Origin of the sequence: Sphingomonas kyeonggiensis (assembly GCF_014196745.1) — a bacterium.
GTDB classification, from domain to species: domain Bacteria; phylum Pseudomonadota; class Alphaproteobacteria; order Sphingomonadales; family Sphingomonadaceae; genus Sphingomonas; species Sphingomonas kyeonggiensis.
The window spans coordinates 528919-550224 of record NZ_JACIEH010000002.1 but is presented as its reverse complement, the minus strand read 5'-3'; the positions used below and the strand labels follow the sequence as shown (position 1 = coordinate 550224).

The window sequence follows — 21306 nt, the reverse complement described above, 5'->3', positions numbered from 1 at the left end:
CGGAGCCGATGCGCTCATTCCGCATCGAACTTGTCCTTGAGTTGCGCGAGGGCCCGATAGGCCTTCTGCAGATCCTTCTCCACGGAGCTCAAGCTTATCCCCAATTCGCGAGCAATCGCTGCCTGGCCGAGCCCATCCAGCCGGTAGCGTCGGAAAATCTGATCGACTCGCGGCCCGAGCGCAAGCAGCGTCTCTTCGGCCTCGCGCAGTCGCTGGCGTGCGATCAGTACGCGCTCACCCTGCGGCGCATCATCGCTATTGGCCAGGTCCTGCCATTCATGCTGGCGCCGGTCGCGGCTCAGCGAGGCGCGTTGGCGGTCGCGCAGCACATTCTCGGCGGCACGGAACAGGTAGGAGACCGGGTCGGCGACGGGCCGTGCCTCGGCGCCCGAAATCTTGTGCCACAGATCCTGCAGCACATCCTCGGCATCGTCCCCCGCCCCGCGCGCGGCAAGGAAGCGCAGCAGCCGCGGCCGCTCGCTTTCGAGCACGCGTTGCAAGCCGCTGGTCGACGCGAGTGAGGTCATACCCGATGCCAAAGCATTGCGCGCTTCTCTTGCCAAGCCTTGGCTGCGAGATGGCGCAATTGCGGCAGCGGAAAGGAGCTCAGGCACCGGGCCGCCGCCGATAGACCACGCGGTTACGACCACCCACCGGCACTTCCAGCGCGATCCCATAGTCGCGTGCCAACAGCCCGGTCATGTAGTTCAGCACTTCCGGATTGAGGTCGCGATCGGGACGGGTGCTCGCGACGATGAATTCGGGCCGTCTGGCCATGATCCGCTTCACTTCGACCATCGGATCAATGCCGAGCGCCCGCGATTCGCGGGTCAGGCTCAGATGGCTCGGAAACGGCCAGCGCGTCGGCAGGCAGCTGCCGGTCAGGCGATAGAGCGCCGGCTCGCCGTCGAAGACATAGAGGCAATCCTTGAGCTGCGGCCGAATAAAGTCCGCCATGCGCTCGACCTGCGGGCCCCAGCCCCGGTCACGCCGATTGTCGTTGATGAGCTGCAGCGAGACCAGGGTGACCAGCGCCATCATCGCGATGCCGGCGGGAATGCGCCAGCGCGCCCGACCCGAAGCGAGTACCAGCCCCGCCGCGCCGTCACCGAACCAGGCGGCGGCAAGCACGCAGAGCGGCGCGATCAGCGGCAGGGCATAATGGTCGAACCAGGTGCCGAAGAGCAGCACGCCCACGATCGCCGCGATCGCCCATCCCTCGAGCAGGCGGCGGACCTCTTCGCTCGCCGGACGCGCCATGCCGCGCCCGAACCAGGCGGCCAGGCCCAGTGGCGCGAGGTACGCCGCCATCCAGCCCAGGCGCTTGAGCGCGATGCCCAGCCCGTCCGAGCTGCGGTCGAGGATCGAGAGGAAATTCGCCTGGACGAAGGCATCGCCCTGCCCGAGCGAGGCATACCAGCCCCAGGCGGCGAGCGTGGGCAGCAGCGCGGCGGCGATCAAGGCCGGTGCCATCATGCCGAGCGCACCCCAGGGCGTCCCGCGCCGCCAACCCTGCCAGAGCAGCGCAAGCCCGAAGAACACGCCCTCGAACAGCGCGGTGTATTTCACCTGCATCGCCGTGCCGAGCAGCAGCATGACCAGCAGTCCGCCGGCAAGGGCCAGCGCATCGAAATTGGGGCGGCGGACGACGCCGACCATCACCCAGGCGCCAAGCGCGACGAACAGATTGTAGAAGACCGGCGACTGGCCGCCCTCTCCCCCGAAGATGCCGAGATAGAGGATATAGACCACCCCGGCCGCGGCCGCGCCATGCGGGCCGGCAAGGTTGCGTGCGATCCGCGCGATCACCAGCGCGGTCGCAACCGCGAAGAGCGTCGCGACGATCTGATATTCCAGCACTCCGCTGCCACCCAGCAGGCGGATCGCTGCATAGATCAGGAACAGCCCGATCGGCTTGCGGTCCCAGATGTCGACATAGGGCAGCGCGCCATGGAGCATCCGGTCGCCGGTGAGCAGGTAGAATTCGTCATCGACCTGGACCACCGGATTGCCGAACTGCGCCATACGCGCGACGACCGCGACGACGAGCAGCAGCGCGGCGAGAAACGCCGGGTTGCTCACCCAGGGGCGCGTGGCGGCGGCGAGCCGCACCGTCCAGGGCGCGTGCTCGGGCGCGACCAGCCGGAGCTGGCGGAAAGTAGATGCCTCGGGCCAGGCCCGGGCTGGGGAACGCTGCATTACTCACGACCCATAATGGCTGCAGGTCGTGACGGAGCCCGGGGCCCGGTTCCGCAATGCGGGCGCGATCAAATGGGCATGCGGGGCGATGAGCGTATCGGCACGCAACCCTGTTCGTGCCCCATGCAATCCTCCCCCGCCAGGGGGAGGATTTTACGGGGCGGGGCTCAGCTGCGCGGCGGCCGCGGATACGGCACGAACTCATTCAGCCCGACCCACCCGGTCGTCATCCGGATGCCGGTGTCGTAGAGCTTCACCGTATCGATGCGGCACAGCTGCGACGTATAGGTGTCGGTGACCATCACATCGGTCCAGTCGAGCGACTCCGCGCCGCTCTTCGGCCGGTTCACATAGATGGTGCCGTTGTTCATCTCGTAGACGATCGCGGTGCGGTCGATGATCCGCGAGGAGCGGATGTTGCGCAGCGAGATGCAATCCACGGGCTTGCCGGCGGTGCGCCCGGCAATCGCCTTGGCGAGTTCGGCCTCGCCGTCACGCGGCGCGGCGGCGGCCGGCGCTACTAGCCCGGCGAGCAGCGTGGCGCCGAGCAGACTGATCGAGATCCTGTTCATGGCTCTGTCCTTTCAATCCCCTTTCGGGGAGATGACGTAGCATATAGGCACGAACCGCATTTTATCATCTGCCGCAAGGCTGGAAAACCAGCGCGGGCAACTCAATCCTCGGGGCCGGCCCAGCCCGGCAGATAGGCGGCGTCCTTCCTCCTGGCGAGGTCGAGCGCGCGTTCCAGCGCCTTGTCGAAGTCCCCCTCGAGCAGCTTCGCGGCGATGTGCCGGCGCAGGAAATCGGCCCAGAGGAACTCGGCATAGGGCGTCGGATCCTTGGCATAGCCGCCGCCGCGCCGCAGTTCGCCGGCCAGCGAGCGCCAGGGATCGTCGACCAGCCCGCGAACATGTTTCGGCAAATGCCGGGAATCGAGGCGTCGCCCTTCGGGATCATAGGGGTGGAGCCAGCCCCGGCTGTCCATGAAGGTGCGGAAGGCGCGCCCCGGCAATTCGGAGAGATCGGCAAGCTCGCGGACGAACACGCGCTCGACGCCCTCGTCATGCAGCGCCCGGGCGAGATGATGCGCATCGACGATCCAGAACCGGTCCTTCGGCCCCTTGACCGCCGGGATCATGTGCCGGCCGAGGAATTCCGATCCGTCGCGCTCCGCCCGCTCGCGCCAGTCGCGCCGCTTGCGGGCGACCTCGCGAAAGCCGACGGTGATCTGGGTCGGCCGCAGCGCGTCGATCGGGACGGGGCGAAGAAAGGGTTCGGGCTCACGCATCGGCACTCTCCAGCCTGGCGGCCGCATCGGCCACGCTATAGTCGCTGCGCCCCACCACCGATGCCGCGCCGGCGGCATGGAGCAGGTCGCGCACCCGGTCGTGCACCCGGGCATAATGGACCAGGAACCCCTTGGCCTGCATCGCTCGGTCGAAATCGAGCAGCGCGTCGAGCGCGGTGCTGTCGATGTCGATGCTCTCCTCCAGGCTGATCACCACGGCGCGCACGCCCGGCTCCGCCTTGCTGCGTGCGGCGATCTCGGCGAACATCCGCTCGGCATTGGCGAAGAACAAAGGTGCTGCCGGGCGCCAGATCGCGATGCCGGGGATCGGCCTGGCCTCGGGATGGCGATCGGCATCGACGAAGTCGTGACCGTCGCCCAGCCGCCCGAGTCGCCCCAATTGGGCATTGCCGAAGCGCTGCACCAATGCCGCGAGCGAAAGCAGGATCGCGCAGAGCATCCCGTCGAGCACGCCGAGCAGCAACACGCCCAGGGCAGCCGCGAGCGCGATATATTGGTCACGATCGAGCGCCCAGAGCCGGCGCAGCGGACGCGGATCGAGCGCATGGGTGAGCGCGGCGATCACCACCGCGGCCAGCACCGGCTGGGGCAGCAGCGCGACCAGCGGCATGGCGAACAGGACGAGCGCACCCAGCGCCGCCGCCGCGATCGCTCCTGCCGCACGCGATCCGGCGCCCGATGCCTCGTTCGCCGCACTGGCCGAGAGCCCCGCGCCGACAGGCATGCCCTGGACCAGCGCCGCGCCCAGATTGGCGAGACCCAGCGCGCGCAGCTCGCGGCCGGGATCGAGCATGTCGCCGTGCCGGAGCGCCAGCGCACGCATCGTGCCCCAGCTCTCGGCGAGCAGGATCAGTGCCAGCGGCACGGCGAGCTGCGCGGTCTCCAGCAGCCCGGCGTAGGAAAAAGCGGGAAGTGCCAATGCGCCAGGGGTGAGCAGGATCGGGCCGACCACCGCCACGCCGTGCCCGGCAAGATCGAGCAGGCCGGAGGCGGCGACGCCCGAGATCAGCACGATCAGCGCCCCTGGCACCATCGGCATTCGGCGCAGCACGAGCAATGCCGCGAGCGCGACCAGCCCCACCGCCAGGCTCGGCCAATGCCAGTGCGGCGCGGCCTGCAACACCGCGATGCCGGTCTCCAGCAGGTTGCCGGCGGGCGGATGCGTGCCGGTGAGCACCGGCAGCTGCTTCACGCTGATCGTGATCGCCAGGCCGAAGGCAAAGCCGCGCAACACCGGGTGCGAGATGAAGCCGGTCAGCCCGCCCAGCCGGCTCGCCCAGGCGAGCAGGAACAACAGGCCCGTGATCGCCACCGCCGTCACCATGAACAGCGTGCGCATGCCCTCCCCCGGCGGCAGCGTCGCGAGCGAGGCGGCGAGGATCGCGGCGGAGGAGGATGTGGCGGAGACGATGGCGAAGCGGCTGCGCCCGGCCAGCGCATAGACCAAGGATCCGGCAATGGCGGCAAGGATCGCATGCCCGGGCGCGACGCCGGCGATCGAGGCATAGGCCACCGCCTCGGGCAGCATCAGCCCGGAGATGGCGAGCCCTGCGATGATGTCGGCACGAATCTTCAAATGGCTCCTCCCGGAGCCGAACCTCTGCGCTCATGAATGCGGGTCTGGCAATCCTCCCCCGGGAGGGGAGGGAGACGGAGCCAGCCGCAAACCACGCTGCCCGCGGCATTCCCACTCCACCCCCGGCTTCGCCGGCGGTCCCCCTCTCCCTCCGGGAGAGGAATGGGGAAGCCCTTCCCTACCGAAGCTGCCGTTTCTCCAGCTTCCGGGCCAGCGTGCGCCGATGCATCCCCAGCCGCCGCGCGGTCTCGGATATGTTGAAGTCGGTCTCCACCAGCGTCTGGTGGATATGCTCCCACTCCACCGTCTTGATCGAGCTCGGCCGGCTGGCGAGCGGCGCATCGACGTCGCCCTCCTCGCGCCCGAATGCGGCTTCGATGTCGTCGGTGTTGGAAGGCTTGGCGAGATAATAGGACGCGCCCAGCTTGATCGCCTCCACCGCGGTGGCGATGCTGGCGAAGCCGGTCAGCACGACGATCTTCATCTCCGCGTCCGACGCCCGCAGCGTCTGGACGCAAACCAGCCCGGATGCGCCGCCCAGCTTCAGGTCCACCACCGCATAGGCCGGCTGGAAGGTCTCGAGCAGCGCCGTCAGGTCCTCATGGCTCGCCGCCGTCTCGACCAGATAGCCGCGCCGCTCGAACGAGCGCCGGAGCGTCCGGGCGAAGGACTCGTCGTCCTCGACGATCAGCAGCTTGCGAACCGCGCTCATGCCTGTTCCTCCCCGCCCCGGGCTATCGCGTCAAGCGGCAGGCGGATGCGCACCAGCGCGCCGCGCGGCACCCGGTTCTCCGCCTCGGCGGTGCCGCCCAGCTTGCGCAGCACATTGACCAGCAGGAACAGGCCCAGCCCGCCCCCCGGCTTGCCCTTGCTCGAGCGATAGGGCTGGCCGAAGCCCGCCAGCATCTCGGGCGCGAAGCCGGGGCCGCGATCGGCGACTTCGATCACCATCTCGTCACGGTCGCGCAGCAGGGTGATGCCGATCCATTCGGGCGAGACTTCAGCGGCATTGTCGATCACGTTGCTCAGCACCTGGCGCAGCGCAGTGTCGGACACGATCGCCAGATCCGGCCCGAACCGGTCAGCATATTCCAGCGTGCCGGTCAGGCGGCTGTCGCGCCAGTCGGCGACCAGGTCGTCGAGGAAGTGGCGCACGGTGGTGAATTCCGACGCGATGCCCCGCGCCTCCCCGGCCGAGGCCAGGATACCGCTGACGATCGTCTTGCAGCGCGCCACTTCGGCCTGCATGTCGGCCACGTCCTGCGCCAGGTCCTTGTCGCCGGCGATGCGCGGCATGTGCTGCCAGTCGCCCAGGATCACCGACAGCGACGAGAGCGGCGTGCCCAGCTCGTGCGCAGCCCCGGTGGCGAGCAGGCCCATGCGGACGATATGGTCCTCCTCTGCGGCCCGCTGGCGGATCGCGGCGCGCTCGGCATCGCCCTCTCGCAGGTTGCGGCCGATGCGGGTGATGACCAGCACGAGCAGCACCGCGATCAGCGCGAAGCAGATCAGGCTGCCGGCAAGGTAGAGCCGGAACGGGTCGCGCGAACTCGGCGGCAGGTCGAGCGGCACCGGGTTGATCGCGATGGTGAACAGCGCCAGGCTCGCGGCACCGACGATCATCCAGCTCGATCCCGGCTGGAGCAGCATCGCGCCGGTCACCACCTGGAGCAGGAACAGGAAGGCGAAGGGATTGGCCAGGCCGCCGGTGAAATGGAGCTGCCAGGCGAGTGCGCCGACATCGGCGAGCATCGCGACGGTCAGCTCCCAGTTGGTGATCGCGGCGCGCCGATCGAGCAGAGGGTACGTGGCGAGGTTGATCCCCGCCAGCAGCAACGGGACGATGAACAGCGGCACCAGCGGCAGGTGCACGCCCATCACATAATGGACGAAACCGATCGTCCCCAGCTGCCCGCCGACGGCGATCCAGCGCAGCTGCACGAGCAACCACATGTTGCGCCGTCCGGGGTCGGTGTCCTCCAGCCCCCCGGCGTGGATCATGCGGCGGCTCCGCGCCGCCAGCCGATGAACCAGGCGCCCCACAGCGCCATCGCGCACAGCCCGAACCAGGTCAGCGCATAGACCAGGTGGTTGTCGGTGAAACGCACCACGGTCAGCCCGCCCACCGGCCAGCCGCCCGGATTGGGCGTGGCATCCGCATCGATGAAATAGGGAGCGACCTGTCCGAGCCCATGGGCGGAAGCGATAGCCGCGACGTCACGCGAATACCAGCGATCGGCCTTGGGATCGTTGCTACGCAGGAAGCCGCCGCCCGGCTCGGTGATCCGGAGCAGGCCGGTCACCTGCAGATAATCGGGTCCGGCGGGGATGCGCTGGCGCATGGCGTCGGGGATGAAGCCGCGATTGACCAGCACGGTGAAGTCGCGCGTCCTGAGCGGGGTCATCACCCAATAGCCCGATCCGCGCTCGGTTACCGCCTTCACCAAGATGGTCCGGTCGTTGAGGAGAGTTCCGGTGGCAGTGACGCGGCGATAGGCGTCGGTAGCGGCGGTGATCCCGCCCCAGGCGGCCGGCGCAGGTGCGGCGACCTGCGCGGCGTGGATGCGGGCATCCACCGCCGCGATCAGCTCGTGCTTCCAGGCGCGGCGCTCGATCTGCCAGATGCCGAGCGCCGCCAGTAGCCCCGCGCAGACGAGCATCGCCGCAGCGATCACCCATCTCGCGCGTGGCCGCTGGTCGTCCGTCACGGAAGCTGGCTCGGGTCCATCATCGGCATCATGTTCGCGTTCAGGTGATACATCACCCACAGCGAACCGGACAGCATGATCGCCACCACGATGATGGTGAACACCAGAGCGGTCATCGTCCAGCCACCCTCAGCGCTCGGCTTGAGGTGGAGGAAATAGACCATGTGGACCAGGATCTGGATCACGGCGAAGCCCATGATCGCCGCGGCGGTGACGCCGTTCGAGAAGGGACGCTCCATCACCAGGTAGAAGGGGATCGCGGTCAGGATCACCGACAGCACGAAGCCGATGACATAATCGCGCATCGAACCGTGCGGGATTTCGACGCCGTGACCATGGCCGTGATCGCCATGATCCTCATGTGCGTGCGGATCGTGGCTCATCGCAGCATTCCCATCAGATAGACAAAGGTGAAGACGCCGATCCAGATGACGTCGAGGAAGTGCCAGAACAGGCTCAGGCAGGCCAGGCGGCGCTGGTTGGCGGCGGTCAGGCCGAAGCGGGCCACCTGCACCATCAGCGTGATCAGCCAGATCGAGCCGAAGGTGACGTGCAGGCCGTGCGTGCCGACGAGCGTGAAGAAGCTCGACAGGAACGCGCTGCGCCACGGGCCTGCGCCCTCATGGATCAGCTCGCTGAACTCGTAGAGCTCGATGCCCAGGAAGCAGCCGCCGAACACCAGGGTGATCGCCAGCCAGATCAGCACCTGGTTCTTGTTGCCCTTCGCCATGCCGAGCATCGCGAAGCCGTAGGTGATCGACGAGAACAGCAGCATCGCCGTGTTCAGCGCTACCAGCGGCAGGTCGAACAGGTCCTTCGGCCCCGGGCCGCCGGCGAAATTGCCGCCGAGCACGGCGTAGCAGGCGAACAGGATCGCGAAGATGAGGCAGTCGCTCATCAGGTAGATCCAGAAGCCCAGCATCGTGCTGTAGCCTTCCGGGTGCGGATGCTCGTCCAGGTCGTAGAAGCGGACCGGTTCGTCCGCGGCGGGAATCGTCGTGGTGCTCATCGATCAGGCTCCGGCGAGCTGGCGCGTGCGCGCCGCCTCGGTCTCGGCGACGACTTCGGCGGGAATGTCGAAATCGCGCTTGTAGTTGAAGGTATGGAAGATCGCGCCGCCGATCAGGCCGACAAAGCCGAGGCCGACCAGCCACCAGATGTGCCAGATCAGCGCGAAGCCGATCAGGGTGCTGATGCCGGCAAGGATCACGCCCGCGCCGGTATTGCTCGGCATGTGGATGTCCTTGAAGCCGGTGAGCGGACGCTCGCTGCCGCGGCTCTTCATGTCGTACCAGGCATCCAGGTCGTGGATGACGGGCGTGAACGCAAAGTTGTACTCCGGCGGCGGCGACGAGGTCGCCCATTCCAGGGTACGGCCGCCCCACGGATCGCCGGTCACGTCCTTCAGCTCTTCGCGCTTCCAGATGCTCACGGCGAACTGGACCAGCATCGCGCCGATGCCGGCGGCGATCAGGGCAGCGCCGAGCGCCGCGACGATGAAGAAGATCTGCAGGCTGGGATCATCGAACACCCGCATGCGGCGCGTCACGCCCATCAGGCCCATGATGTAGAGCGGCAGGAAGGCGAGCCAGAAGCCGGGGACCCAGCACCAGAAGCTCACCTTGCCCCAGAAGGTGTTCAGCTTGAAGCCGAAGGCCTTGGGCCACCAGAAGTTGATCGCCGCGAACAGGCCGAACAGCACGCCGCCGATGATCACGTTGTGGAAGTGGGCGATCAGGAACAGCGAGTTGTGCAGCACGAAGTCGGCAGGCGGAATGGCGAGCATCACGCCGGTCATGCCGCCGATCGCGAAGGTCAACATGAACGCGACGGTCCACATCATCGGCAGCTCGAAGCGGATGCGGCCGCGATACATGGTGAACAGCCAGTTGAAGATCTTGGCACCCGTGGGGATCGAGATGACCATCGTCGTGATGCCGAAGAAGCTGTTGACGCTGGCACCCGAGCCCATGGTGAAGAAGTGGTGCAGCCAGACGAGGTACGACAGGATCGTGATGACGATCGTGGCGTAGACCATCGACGAATAGCCGAACAGCTTCTTGCCCGAGAAGGTCGAGGTGACTTCCGAGAACACGCCGAACAGCGGGAGGATCAGGATGTAGACTTCCGGGTGGCCCCAGATCCAGATCAGGTTCACGTACATCATGGCGCTGCCGCCAAAGTCGTTCGTGAAGAAGTTGGTGCCGACATAACGGTCGAGGCCGAGCAGTGCGAGCACCGCGGTCAGGACCGGGAAGGAGGCGACGATCAGCACGTTGGTGCAGAGCGAGGTCCAGGTGAACACCGGCATCTTCATCAGCGACATGCCGGGGGCACGCAGCTTCAGGATCGTGACGATCAGGTTGATGCCGGAGAGTGTCGTGCCGACACCCGCCACCTGCAGCGCCCACAGATAATAGTCGACGCCGACGCCGGGGCTGTAGAGGATCCCCGAAAGCGGCGGATAGGCCAGCCAGCCGGTCTGGGCGAACTCGCCGACGAACAGCGAGGCCATCACCAGCACCGCGCCGCCGGTCGTCATCCAGAAGCTGAAATTGTTCAGGAACGGGAAGGACACGTCGCGCGCGCCGATCTGCAGCGGCACGATGTAGTTCATCAGGCCGGTGACGAACGGCATCGCCACGAAGAAGATCATGATCACGCCGTGCGCGGTGAACACCTGATCGAAGTGGTGTGCGTTCAGGTACCCTTCGGACCCGTTGAACGCGAGTGCCTGCTGGAGGCGCATCATCAGGGCATCGGCAAAGCCGCGGAGGAACATCACCAGGCCGAGGATCATGTACATGATCCCGATCTTCTTGTGATCGACGCTCGTGAACCACTCCTTCCAGAGATAGGTCCACAGCTTGAAATAGGTCAGCGCGGCGACGAGCGCGATGCCGCCGAGCGCGACGCCACAGAAGGTCGCCACGACGATCGGCTCGTGCAGCGGCAGCGCATCGAGCGAAAGCTTGCCCAGGATCGGGCTAACGGGTGCGGGTTGCGGGATCATATCTGCTTCGCGATCAGGAGAGAGGACGCGGCCGGGTTTCGGACGCAACGCTGGGAGCGATCGGAGTCGGCTTGGCCGAGGGCTGCTTGAGGCCCGCGCCGGTGAGCGTGGCCTGCTTGACCGGCTTGACCGACTTGGGCTTGGCACCGACGGCGACGTCCTGCTGGTCCGCGCAGATCTCACCGACGAAGCTCTTGCCGCCATGCATGTGCGTGCCGGTGGCGCTGGTCTCACCCTCGGTGTGGCGGACATTGTGCAGCCCGGCCTTGCCCGTGCCGCCCTCGGCATCGAGCATCATCATCTGGTGCATGCACATCTTGCCCGGCTGGACGCACATGTTCACCACCCGGTCGAACAGCCCCGTCTCGACGCCGGCGAAGCGGCGGACCGGCTCGCCTTCGCTCGGACGCTCGAGCTGGAGATAGCCGGTGCGATCGAGGTTGCCGCCCGCCTTCTTGGCCTCAGCCACCCAGGCGTCGAAACCGGCCTGATCCATGCTGTGCGCCTTGAAGCGCATCTTCGAGAAGCCGTGGCCGCTATAGTTTGCCGACAGGCCCTGGAACACGCCGGTCTTGTCGAACACCGCGTTCATCGGCGTCTCCATCGCCGGCATGGCGTAGATCTGGCCGGCGAGCGCCGGGATGTAGAAGGAGTTCATCACCGACGAAGCCGAGATCCGGAAGCGGATCGGGCGGCCGACCGGGGCGGCCATCTCGTTCACCGTGGCAATGCCCTGCTCGGGATAGATGAACAGCCACTTCCAGTCGAGCGCGACGACCTGGACCTCGAGCGGCTTCACATTGGCCGCGATCGGCTGGTTCGGGCCGGTGCGCGACAGCGGCCGGTACGGATCGAGCAGATGGGTGCTCACCCAGGTGATCGCGCCAAGGCAGATGATGATCAGCAGCGGGGCCGACCAGATCACCAGTTCGAGGCTGGTCGAGTGATCCCAGTCCGGCGAGTAGGTCGCTTCCTTGTTCGACTCGCGGTAGCGCCAGGCGAAGAGGACGACCAGCGCCATCACCGGCACGATGATCAGCAGCATCAGCAGCGTCGAGACGATCACCAGATCGCCCTGTTGACGCGCGACGTCGCCGGCGGGGTTGAGCACGACCATGTCGCATCCGCACAACAGCGCGAAAGCCGGCAGGGTCAGCAGCGCACGGAGGCGTGCGGAGAGAGGACGGGGTCTAGGCATGGCGGGCGCCTAGGCTTCCGATGTTGCACCGCACATAGGACATTTTGTCCAATCCCCGCGTTGTCTGCTATGACGCAAATGCGCCGCGCCGGGGCATCCCGGCCCTTCATGGCATTAGGAAACGCGCTAGCGCGGCGCGTGTTGCAGAAAGTTCCCATTCGAATGAGCGGTGATACCGTACCTACCCTTGAAGCCGAACGGGATGCACGCGTCCTCAACGCCTCGCACGGCCACGGCATCCACCCCGGCGAGATCGCCATCGGCGTGATCATCGGGCGCACGTCCGAGTTCTTCGACTTCTTCGTCTACGCCATCGCATCGGTGCTGGTGTTCCCGAAGCTGATCTTCCCGTTCCTCGATCCGCTGCAGGGCACGCTCTGGTCGTTCGCGATCTTCGCGCTGGCCTTCGTCACCCGCCCGATCGGCACGCTGATCTTCACCGCCGTCGACCGCGCCTATGGCCGCGGCGCCAAGCTGACGATCGCGCTGTTCCTGCTCGGCGGATCGACCGCGGCGATCGCCTTCCTGCCCGGCTATGCCGATGTCGGCATCACCGCGGCCCTGCTGCTCGCGCTGTTCCGCATGGGCCAGGGCGTCGCACTGGGCGGCACCTGGGACGGCCTTGCCTCGCTCCTCGCGATCAACGCGCCCGACAACAAGCGCGGCTGGTATGCGATGATCCCGCAGCTCGGCGCGCCGCTGGGCCTGTTCGTGGCCAGCCTGCTCTTCGCCTTCTTCATCAGTGCCCTGCCCGCCGAGGACTTCCTGGGCTGGGGCTGGCGCTATCCGTTCTTCGTCGCCTTCGCGATCAACGTGGTGGCGCTGTTCGCCCGCCTGCGCATCGTGGTGACCCCGGAATATGCCCGCCTGTTCGAAGACCGCGAGCTCGAGCCCGCGCCGATCTCCGAGACGGTCAGCGCCGACTGGCGGATCATCGTGATGGGCGCCTTCGCCCCGCTCGCCAGCTTCGCCATGTTCCACATGGTCACCGTGTTTCCGCTCTCTTGGGTGTTCCTCTACACCGAGAACAGCCCGGTCGACTTCCTGGTGATCGAAGCGGTCGCCGCCGTGGTCGGCACGATCGCGATCGTGATCTCGGGCACGCTGGCGGACCGGGTCGGCCGCCGTACCCTGCTCGGCAGCTCGGCCGTCGCGATCGCGGTGTTCAGCGGCTTCGCCCCGCAGCTCCTCTCCTCGGGCGAGGCCGGCGAGATCGTGTTCATGCTGTTCGGCTTCGCGCTGCTCGGCATCTCGTTCGGCCAGTCGTCGGGCGCGCTGTCGTCGATGTTCACCAAGTCGCACCGCTACACGGGCTCGTCGCTCACCTCGGACCTCGCCTGGCTGTTCGGCGCCGCCTTCGCGCCGCTGATCGCGCTGTGGCTGGGCGCCGAGTTCGGCCTGCTCGCCGCGGGTGCCTATCTGCTCTCGGGCGCGATCGGTACGCTGCTGGCGCTGTGGTTCAACCGCGAGCTCGCCAAGACCATCGACTGATCGATCCGGTCAGCCGACAAGAGAAGAGCCGGCAGCCCCTGGGGTTGCCGGCTCTCTTCGTTCTGGGCTCGCGAGATCCTCCTCCGGGGAGGCTTAGAGGGTCAGCACCCGCTCTCGCCCTGCCCGCCCGCACCACTCTCGGCGGCGTCGGCGGCGGTAGTCGCGACATTGGCGGCGACATAGGTGTCGCTGCTGCCCGTCCGGTTGGCGATGCTGCCGACCAGCCCGGTGCTGCTCGCCGCGCGCAGCAAGCCGCCAAGGCCCGGGCCCTTCTTCTTTTTCTTCGGCTTGCAAGCCGGAGTGATGCGCACATCCGGCGCCGGGGCAGCAGCCTCGGGCGTGGCCGGAGCCTCCTGCGGGGTCTGCGGCGCGTCCTGGAAACCCGCCTGGGCCGGCACCGCCAGCAGCAGGACCGCGCCCGATACGGCCGCCATGATCTTCTTCATCCCTTGTCTCCTCAACAGGCGGCGAGGCCGCACCCCTGCGTGGTGACAACCGGTACGGACGACGCGAACTGCCCTGCGACCAACGGCGCAAGGCTGCGACGAAGCTGGCCCCAACAGACACCAAAGCTGGCTAAGGTTGCGCGGGTCGACCCGTTTCCGCATGATATTCACTCTTGAGAGAATTAGTGTTGCAAGCCCCAGGGCTTTGCGGCATCCTTCGGGCCATCGCGACGAAGAGCGCGTCTGGAGATGGATGTGGGAGGGACCCTGATGAACTATCGCCCGTTGCTGGCAGGCGCCTCGGCGCTCGCCCTGGTCTGGAGCGGCGCGGCCGCGGCGCAGACCGCGACCCCGGAAACGCAGGACGCGCCTGCCCAAGCGAACGCTTCGAACACGGAAGATGGCGAGATCGTCGTCACCGCGCAGCGCCGCAACGAGAATCTGATGACCACCGCGGTCTCCGCCTCGGTGCTGTCGGGCACCCAGCTGGACAACAAGGGCGTCGCCAATGTCGACGCGCTGCAGTTCGCGATGCCCTCGGTCGTCGTCAACAATTTCGGCCAGGGCAACGACTTCAACGTCCGCGGCATCGGCAAGGCCGAGCACAACACCCAGACCACCACCGGCGTGATTACGTACCGGGATGGCGTGCCGACCTTCCCCGGCTACGTGCAGGGCGAACCCTATTACGACGTCGCCAACATCCAGGTCCTGAGGGGACCGCAGGGCACGATCGTCGGCCAGAACGCCACGGGCGGCGCGGTGTTCGTCAACACCAACGACCCGATCATCGGCGGCGGCATCCACGGCTATTTCAACCTGAACTACGGCAACTACAACGATGCCGGCTTCCAGGGCGCGGTCAACCTACCGCTGAGCGACACCTTCGCCGCGCGCGTCGCGCTCTACGCCTCGCGCCGCGACACCTTCTACAACATCACCGGCCCGAACGGCGCGCCCTACCCCTATGACAAGGGCAATGTCGGCATCATGGCCGGGCGCGTCAGCTTCCTGTGGAAGCCGACCGACCGCCTGTCGATCCTGTGGAAGACCGATGCCGGCCATCTCGACATGGGCGCCTACCCCGCCACGCCCTTCTCGAACTATTTCGAGACGCTGCCCGGCACCAGCACGCCGAACCCGAACCACCGCGACCTGTTCGACGTGTCGTTCAACGCGCCCCAGGCGGCGCGCGACGAGTTCGTCCGCTCGACCCTGAAGGCCGAGTATGAGCTGGCCGGCGGGGTGAAGCTGCGCTCGGTCTCGAGCTATCAATGGGCCAACACGATGTACCGCGCCGACCTGGACGGCACGGCGACCGGCATCAGCACCTTCTACGACAGCGTCGACGAGCAGCAGGTCACCACCGAGCTCAACCTGATCTCGCCCGACACCGGCCGCGTCACCTGGCTGCTCGGCGCCTTCGGCCTGTGGAACGACTATTATTTCCGCAAGCCGTACCAGTTCATCATCGACACCGCCTATCCGTTCAACCTGCCGGCGGCGCAGTACAAGCTGCAGGGCACCAACCCGACACGATCGCTGGCGGCGTTCGGCCAGATCGGCTTCGCGATCACGCCGCGGCTGAAGCTCGATGCGGGAATCCGCTACACCGCCAGCCAGTCGACCAACCATGTCGATGTCCTGCAGTACGGCACGTACATCCGGCAGGACCAGCAGGTGAAGTCGGACAATGTCTCGTACAAGGTCTCGCTGGGCTGGAAGGCGAGCGACACCCAGTATCTCTATGGCTTCGTCGCCACCGGCTTCCGCCCCGGCGGGCTCAACGTGCCGGTGGGCCTGGGCAATCCGGCGCCGTTCGAGCCGGAGGAAGTCACCTCCTACGAAGCCGGCTGGAAGGCAAACTGGGCCGGCGGCAAGGTCCGCACGACGATCACCGGCTTCTACAACGACTACAAGAACTTCCAGGTCATCATCGGCTATCCGACCTTCCCGACCTTCGGGATCGAGCTGAACGTGCCGAACAGCACCAAGATCTATGGCTTCGAGGCCGAGGCCGAGTTCCATTTCGGCGGGCTGCAGCTCGATGCCGGCGTCAACGTGCTGAAGAGCGAGCTGGGCACCTTCTATGCCAGCGACCCACGGGTGGCGGCCGTCGGCGCCTGCGATCCGCGCACCGGCAGCCCGACCAATGCGGCCAATTGCATCAACCTGAACGGCCGCCGCCAGACCTATGCGCCCAACCTGACCTTCAACCTGGGCGCGCAGTACGAACTCGCACTGGGCAATGGCGACAAGATCACCCCGCGGGCCAATTTCGGCCATGTCGGCGACCAGTGGGCAACCCTGTTCCAGAACTCGGCACGCGGCGACCATCTCGAGGCGCGCAACATCCTGAACGCGCAGCTCGCCTATCAGCACAAGAGCTGGACGGTGACTTTGTACGGCACCAACCTGACCGACCAGCATTATCCGGCGGCGCTCAATTCCGGCCTCTACTTCGCGGGCCCGCCCCGCCAGTACGGCATCAAGCTGCTCAAGACCTTCTGACCTTCCTGCCGGCCGCCGGGGCTCCCTCTCCGGCGGCCATTCCTTCTCTCGAAAGCGTCCCAGACTTCATGCAGCCCTTCGGCCTGACAGTAGACAAGTTCCTCGATCATGCCGCCAAGTGGTTCCAGGACTGCGAGGTCGTCGAGGCCGAGGCGGGCGTGGTGGTGAAGCGCTCGACCTATGCGGCGCTGCGCGAGCGGAGCAACCTTATGTCCGGCGCGCTGGCGGCGCTGGGGCTGCGCCAGGGCGAGGTGGTCGGCACGCTCGCCTGGAACACGATCCACCATTTCGAGATCTATTACGCCGCGATGGGCATGGGGCTGGTGTGCCACACGCTCAACCCGCGGCTGACCGCGGCGCATCTGGCGGCGATGGTCAACGAAGCGGAGAACCGGGTGCTCGCCGTGGCGGCGGACCTGGCACCGCTCGCCGCCGAGTTGATCCCGCACTGCCCGACGATCGAGCATGTGATCCTTCTGGACGCTTCCGACGCGGATATTGGCACCCTCGGGTCGCACCGGGTGCAGGTCTGGCATCATGACGCCCTGCTGGCGGCGCATGGTGCCGCGGCGACCTGGGGGGCGTTCGACGAGAACGCCCCCGCCGGGCTCTGCTATACCAGCGGCACGACGGGCAGCCCGAAGGGCGTCGTCTATACCCACCGTTCCAACTATCTCCACACGCTGCGCGCGCTGCAGGCGGACGCGGTGGCGATCACCGCGCGCGACACGCTGCTGCTCGGCGTGCCGATGTTCCACGCCAATGGCTGGGGCATGCCGTTCGCCGCGCCGGCGGCGGGGACCAAGCTGGTGCTGCCCGGGCGGACGCTCGACGGGCCGAGCCTGGCGCGGCTGATCCGCGACGAGGGCGTGACCGTTGCCGTCGGCGTGCAGACCGTGTGGCTGACCCTGGCCGACCGGGCCGAGGCGAGCGGCGAGAGCTTCCCGACGCTGGAGCGGGTGCTGATCGGCGGATCGAGCTGCCCCGATGCGCTGCTGCGCCGGCTGGAGGAGAAGCTCGGCGCGCGGGTGCAGACCAGCTGGGGGATGACCGAGCTCTCGCCCGTCGGCGCGATCGCGCCCCGGGACCTGCCCGAGGATGCGGCGCCCGCCTCGGGACGGCCGATCATGGGGCTGGACCTCAAGCTGACCGGTGCCGAGGGCACCACGCTGGTCCCGCAGCGCAATGTGCTGGGGCACCTCAAGGTGAAGGGACACAGCGTGATCGAGCGCTATTTCCGGGCCGCAGAGAGCGCACTCGACGACGAGGGCTATTTCGACACCGGTGACCTGGCGATGATCGACACCGCCGGCAATTTGACGATCTGTGGGCGCGCCAAGGACCTGATCAAGTCGGGCGGCGAGTGGATCAACCCGAACGAGATCGAGGCGATCGTGGGCACCCACCCGGCGGTGCGCCACGTCGCGGTGATCGCGCGGGCGGACGAGAAATGGGGCGAGCGGCCGGTGCTGATCGTCGAGAGCCAGGGCGAAGACCCGCGCGCGCTGCTCGAGATGCTGCGGGGCAAGGTCGCCGACTGGTGGATCCCGGGCGAAGTTGCTGAAGTGCCGGCGATGCCGCTGGCGGCTTCGGGGAAGATCGACAAGAAACGGCTCCGCGAGGAGTATGCCGAGGGGCGGATCGAGGGGCGGAAGGTTTCGAGGTAGCTGCCGCCTTCTGCTCCTCTCCCTGCAAGGGAGGGGTTGGGGGTGGGTGGCGAGCGCAGCGAGCTCGGCACGCCGGCAGGTGAATAAAGAAAAGGCCGGGCATCGAGCCCGACCTTTTCTAACCCACCCCTAGCCCCTCCCTTGCAGGGAGGGGAACTCTACTGGCACCCCTTCGCCTTTGCCGGGAGCTTGGGCGAGGCCAGGCCGACGTTCCAGTTCCAGGCCACCCCGGCAGCACGGCGGCGGCAGACCACCGCTTCGTACTGGTCGTACATGCCCGGCATCAGCTCCGCCGAAGCCCGGGGCGCATCGGTGATGTGGAGATAGTTGCGCGCCTTGCCGAAGACCGGCCACGCCGCGCCCGGATTGCCGGTCCTGGTGAAGCTGGCCCAATAGCCGAGCATCGTGTCGGACAGCGGACGGTCGCTCTCGGGGATTGCCGGCCAGAGCGGAGGCAGCGGCGTGAGGTTGCCGAAGACATAGGGCAGCTCGCTGGCGTGGAAGGCGTGGAGGCCCTTGTCGTCCATCGCGGGATAGCCGTGATCCCACAGATACACGTACGCCGGCTTGCCGAGCGCGCCCTGCTTGCGGGCGAGGCGCTCGCTGGTCCAACCGTAGAGCGCGTCGCGGGTGGTGGCGAGGATGCTCTCCTTGTAGGCCGCCGCCGGATAGAGCTTGAGGAAGGCGTCGGCGAACTCGCCATATTTCTCGCGGATGCTCTTCTCATAGGCCTCGGGCGTATCCGGGGCCTTGGGGGCCAGCACCATCAGCGAGCGGATCTCGCCCTGGTTGAAGCCGGTGAGTATCGGCACCGGGGCCTGCTTGCCCTGGTCGAAGGCGTCGACCATCTGGCTGGGGAGGACGAGGCCGTCGACCACGCCGAACGGGAAGAAGCCGAGCTTCGCCGCGCTGTCGGTGAGCGTCTGGGCGTCCATGCCGCGCAGCGCGGCCAGGTCAGGCGCCTGGAGGCCGGCCGCGACCATCGTGCCGACCGCTTCCGCCGAGGGCGCGCCGTACGCCTGCTTCTTCAGCTCGGGCATCGCGACCATGTACGCGCTCTGGGCGATCGCCTGGGAGAAGGTGCCGCGGGCGAGCGGGGATTCGAGCAGGTACATCACGCTGAGGCCGCCGGCGGATTCGCCCGCGATCGTCACCCTTGCGGGATCGCCGCCGAACGCCGCGATATTGTGCTTCACCCAGGCGAGCGCGGCCATCTGGTCGAGCAGGCCGTAATTGCCCGAGACCTTTTGCGGGGATTCGGCGGAGAGCTGCGGGTGGGCGAGCCAGCCGAGCACGCCGAGGCGGTAGTTGATCGAGACGACGATCATGCCCTGCTCGGCGAGCTTGCTGCCGTCGTACATCGGCTCGCGGCTGGAGCCGCCCGACAGCGCCCCGCCATGGATCCAGAAGAAGACCGGGGCCTTTTTCGCGTTCGTCGGCGCCCAGATGTTGAGCGTCAGGCAATCCTCGCTGACCGGCATCGGCTGGGCGGGAGCATAGACGTTGGTCGGCGTCCTGGCCTGGGGCTGGACGCAGGCGGGGCCGAAGTCCTTCGCCGCGCGAGTGCCGGTCCAAGGCTGCATCGGCGCGGGCGGACGCCAGCGCATGCCGCCGACCGGGGGCACGGCATAGGGAATGCCCTTGAAGCTGCGGATCTGGCCGTCGAGCGTGCCGCTCACCGAGCCCGAGGGTGCGTTGACGACAGGCTCCTGCGCGAGTGCGGTGCCGGAGAGCAGCAGCGCGGTGGCAAGGGCGGCGTGGCGGTACGGCTTCATGCGGGCACCTTTGCGGTCTGCTCGGCGCGGAGGATGCGGGCGAGCGTGAGGAAGAGCGCGATCGCGATCAGATAGAAGGGCGAGAGGGTGTAGAGGGCGAGCTGGAGGCCGTGCGCCCAGCCATGGTCCTTGAACCAGTCGCTGGCGGCGCCGACCCAGGTCGGGCCGAGGCCGAGGCCGATGAAGTTCATCACCAGCAGCAGCAGCGCGCCGGAGAGCACGCGCTGGTTGGGGGCGACCTCTTCCTGGACGAGCGCGACCGAGGCGGAGAGATAGAAATAGTTGAAGCAGTTGACGACGGTCAGCAGCAGCAGCGCGAGCGGCCAGCCGGGTGCCCAGACGAACGCCACATAGAAAGGCATCGCGATGGCGAGCGAGATCGCCGGGCCGAGCGCATAGACGGTGCGGCTGCGGCGGCTGAGGCGATCGATGATGCGGCCGGAGAGCAGCATCGCGGCGCTCATCCCCACACCGACGACCAGCGCGTACCAGATCGCGATCTCGGACAGGGTCATGCCCTTTTCGCGGATCAGGAACAGCACCGCGAACTGGCCGAGGCCGTAGGTGACGAACTGGGTCGCGCCGCTGCCGAGTGCGGCGAGCATCAGCACGGGGTGGGAGAAGAACATCGCGCAGGTGCCCCAGAAGGGCGCCTTGGCGGCGGCGGGCTGGACGGGGGCGTTCAGGTCGGTCGCCCCGCGCTTCGGCTCGCGGACGATCAGCGGCACGAGGATCGCGGTGACCACCCCGACCGCACCGATCGCGATGAAGGCGATGCGCCAGTCGAGCAGCGCCGCGATCGAGGCGCCGAACGCGATGCCGAGCGCCGCGCCGATCGGCGGGCCGAGGTTGAAGATGCCGAAGGCGGTGCCGCGCTCGCCGGGCCGGAAGGTGTCGGTGATGATCGCATAGCTGGGCGGCACCCCACCCGCCTCGCCGAAGCCCACGGTCATCCGGGCGATGACGAGCTGGGTGTAGCTGGTCGCCATACCGCAGGCGATCGTCGCACCGCTCCAGATCGCGCAGGCAAGCGAGAGGATCGTCACGCGGCTGGTGCGATCGGCCAGCCAGCCGACGGGGATCGCGATGAAGCAGTAGAACATCGCGAAATAGAGCCCGCCGATCAGCCCAAGATCGCCGTCGGTGATGTGGAGCGAGTCCTGGATAGGCTTGGCGAGGATGCCGAGCAGCTGCCGGTCGAGGAAGTTGAGGACATAGACGAAGGTGAGCGTGACGAGCACGATCCAGCGGCGGCTGCCACCTGCCTGAGTTTCCACGCGTCCTCTCTCCCTGGCGGATTTTCCGCCTTGGGCGCATCATGCGGGCAAGCGCGCGACGCTGTCAACATACACTATCACGCGTGTGAATATCCGTACGAAGGCTTGACGATGGCCCCGCCAGACAGGATGGACG

Annotated in this window: 18 protein-coding genes; 3 read left to right on the top strand and 15 right to left on the bottom strand. The window is 67.2% G+C overall.

The window, feature by feature from the left end:
• Positions 1 to 14: 14 nt before the first annotated feature.
• From GGR46_RS11620 to cyoA, 12 genes are all read right to left on the bottom strand, one after another.
• Positions 15 to 527, bottom strand: coding sequence for an RNA polymerase sigma factor (locus tag GGR46_RS11620; protein ID WP_183997835.1), 513 nt, complete (start codon positions 525 to 527; stop codon positions 15 to 17).
• Positions 528 to 606: 79 nt separating this feature from the next.
• The gene (locus GGR46_RS11615) at positions 607 to 2199 is read right to left on the bottom strand and encodes a glycosyltransferase family 39 protein (protein WP_183997833.1); all 1593 of its coding nucleotides are present in this window, start codon (positions 2197 to 2199) and stop codon (positions 607 to 609) included.
• Between the two features lie 167 nt (positions 2200 to 2366).
• Positions 2367 to 2771, bottom strand: coding sequence for a hypothetical protein (locus GGR46_RS11610; RefSeq protein WP_183997831.1), 405 nt, complete (start codon positions 2769 to 2771; stop codon positions 2367 to 2369).
• Positions 2772 to 2872: 101 nt separating this feature from the next.
• Entirely contained in the window at positions 2873 to 3487 is a 615-nt protein-coding gene (locus GGR46_RS11605) for a ParB-like protein (protein WP_183997829.1), read from the bottom strand.
• The gene (locus GGR46_RS11600) at positions 3480 to 5084 is read right to left on the bottom strand and encodes a SulP family inorganic anion transporter (RefSeq protein ID WP_246426041.1); all 1605 of its coding nucleotides are present in this window, start codon (positions 5082 to 5084) and stop codon (positions 3480 to 3482) included. Before GGR46_RS11600 ends, GGR46_RS11605 begins: the two co-directional genes overlap by 8 nt.
• 178 nt (positions 5085 to 5262) lie before the next feature.
• Complete coding sequence (locus GGR46_RS11595) at positions 5263 to 5796, bottom strand: response regulator transcription factor (protein ID WP_183997827.1); 534 nt, start codon at positions 5794 to 5796, stop codon at positions 5263 to 5265.
• Positions 5793 to 7085: an ATP-binding protein gene (locus tag GGR46_RS11590; RefSeq protein WP_183997825.1), complete on the bottom strand. Its 1293-nt coding sequence runs from the start codon at positions 7083 to 7085 to the stop codon at positions 5793 to 5795. Before GGR46_RS11590 ends, GGR46_RS11595 begins: the two co-directional genes overlap by 4 nt.
• A complete protein-coding gene (locus GGR46_RS11585) occupies positions 7082 to 7744 on the bottom strand; it encodes an SURF1 family protein (RefSeq protein WP_183998794.1) in 663 nt (220 codons plus the stop codon). Before GGR46_RS11585 ends, GGR46_RS11590 begins: the two co-directional genes overlap by 4 nt.
• Before the next feature lie 44 nt (positions 7745 to 7788).
• Entirely contained in the window at positions 7789 to 8175 is a 387-nt protein-coding gene (gene cyoD / locus GGR46_RS11580; RefSeq protein WP_183997824.1) for a cytochrome o ubiquinol oxidase subunit IV, read from the bottom strand.
• Complete coding sequence (cyoC, locus tag GGR46_RS11575; protein ID WP_183997822.1) at positions 8172 to 8801, bottom strand: cytochrome o ubiquinol oxidase subunit III; 630 nt, start codon at positions 8799 to 8801, stop codon at positions 8172 to 8174. The genes cyoD and cyoC overlap by 4 nt, the downstream gene beginning before the upstream one ends.
• 3 nt (positions 8802 to 8804) lie before the next feature.
• Positions 8805 to 10805, bottom strand: coding sequence for a cytochrome o ubiquinol oxidase subunit I (gene cyoB / locus GGR46_RS11570; protein ID WP_183997820.1), 2001 nt, complete (start codon positions 10803 to 10805; stop codon positions 8805 to 8807).
• Positions 10806 to 10818: 13 nt separating this feature from the next.
• The gene (gene cyoA / locus GGR46_RS11565) at positions 10819 to 12003 is read right to left on the bottom strand and encodes a ubiquinol oxidase subunit II (RefSeq protein ID WP_183997818.1); all 1185 of its coding nucleotides are present in this window, start codon (positions 12001 to 12003) and stop codon (positions 10819 to 10821) included.
• Between the two features lie 162 nt (positions 12004 to 12165).
• Here cyoA and GGR46_RS11560 point away from each other — a divergent pair, with 162 nt between their 5' ends.
• Positions 12166 to 13494, top strand: a complete 1329-nt coding sequence (locus GGR46_RS11560; protein ID WP_183997816.1) for an MFS transporter — start codon at positions 12166 to 12168, stop codon at positions 13492 to 13494.
• A gap of 101 nt (positions 13495 to 13595) precedes the next feature.
• Here GGR46_RS11560 and GGR46_RS11555 read toward each other — a convergent pair whose 3' ends face one another.
• Positions 13596 to 13940 (bottom strand): hypothetical protein, encoded by a 345-nt coding sequence (locus GGR46_RS11555; RefSeq protein ID WP_183997814.1) that lies wholly within the window; start codon positions 13938 to 13940, stop codon positions 13596 to 13598.
• Positions 13941 to 14210: 270 nt separating this feature from the next.
• Between GGR46_RS11555 and GGR46_RS11550 the strand changes: the two genes are divergently transcribed.
• Both GGR46_RS11550 and GGR46_RS11545 read left to right on the top strand, forming a co-directional pair.
• Positions 14211 to 16451 carry a TonB-dependent receptor gene (locus GGR46_RS11550; protein ID WP_183997812.1) on the top strand — a complete coding sequence of 747 codons (2241 nt, stop codon included), beginning with the start codon at positions 14211 to 14213 and terminating at the stop codon, positions 16449 to 16451.
• 68 nt (positions 16452 to 16519) lie between these two features.
• Entirely contained in the window at positions 16520 to 18118 is a 1599-nt protein-coding gene (locus tag GGR46_RS11545) for an AMP-binding protein (protein WP_183997810.1), read from the top strand.
• A 158-nt stretch (positions 18119 to 18276) separates the two neighbouring features.
• Here GGR46_RS11545 and GGR46_RS11540 read toward each other — a convergent pair whose 3' ends face one another.
• Positions 18277 to 19893 (bottom strand): carboxylesterase/lipase family protein, encoded by a 1617-nt coding sequence (locus GGR46_RS11540; protein ID WP_183997808.1) that lies wholly within the window; start codon positions 19891 to 19893, stop codon positions 18277 to 18279.
• A complete protein-coding gene (locus tag GGR46_RS11535; RefSeq protein ID WP_343058116.1) occupies positions 19890 to 21170 on the bottom strand; it encodes a spinster family MFS transporter in 1281 nt (426 codons plus the stop codon). The genes GGR46_RS11540 and GGR46_RS11535 overlap by 4 nt, the downstream gene beginning before the upstream one ends.
• Positions 21171 to 21306: the final 136 nt, after the last annotated feature.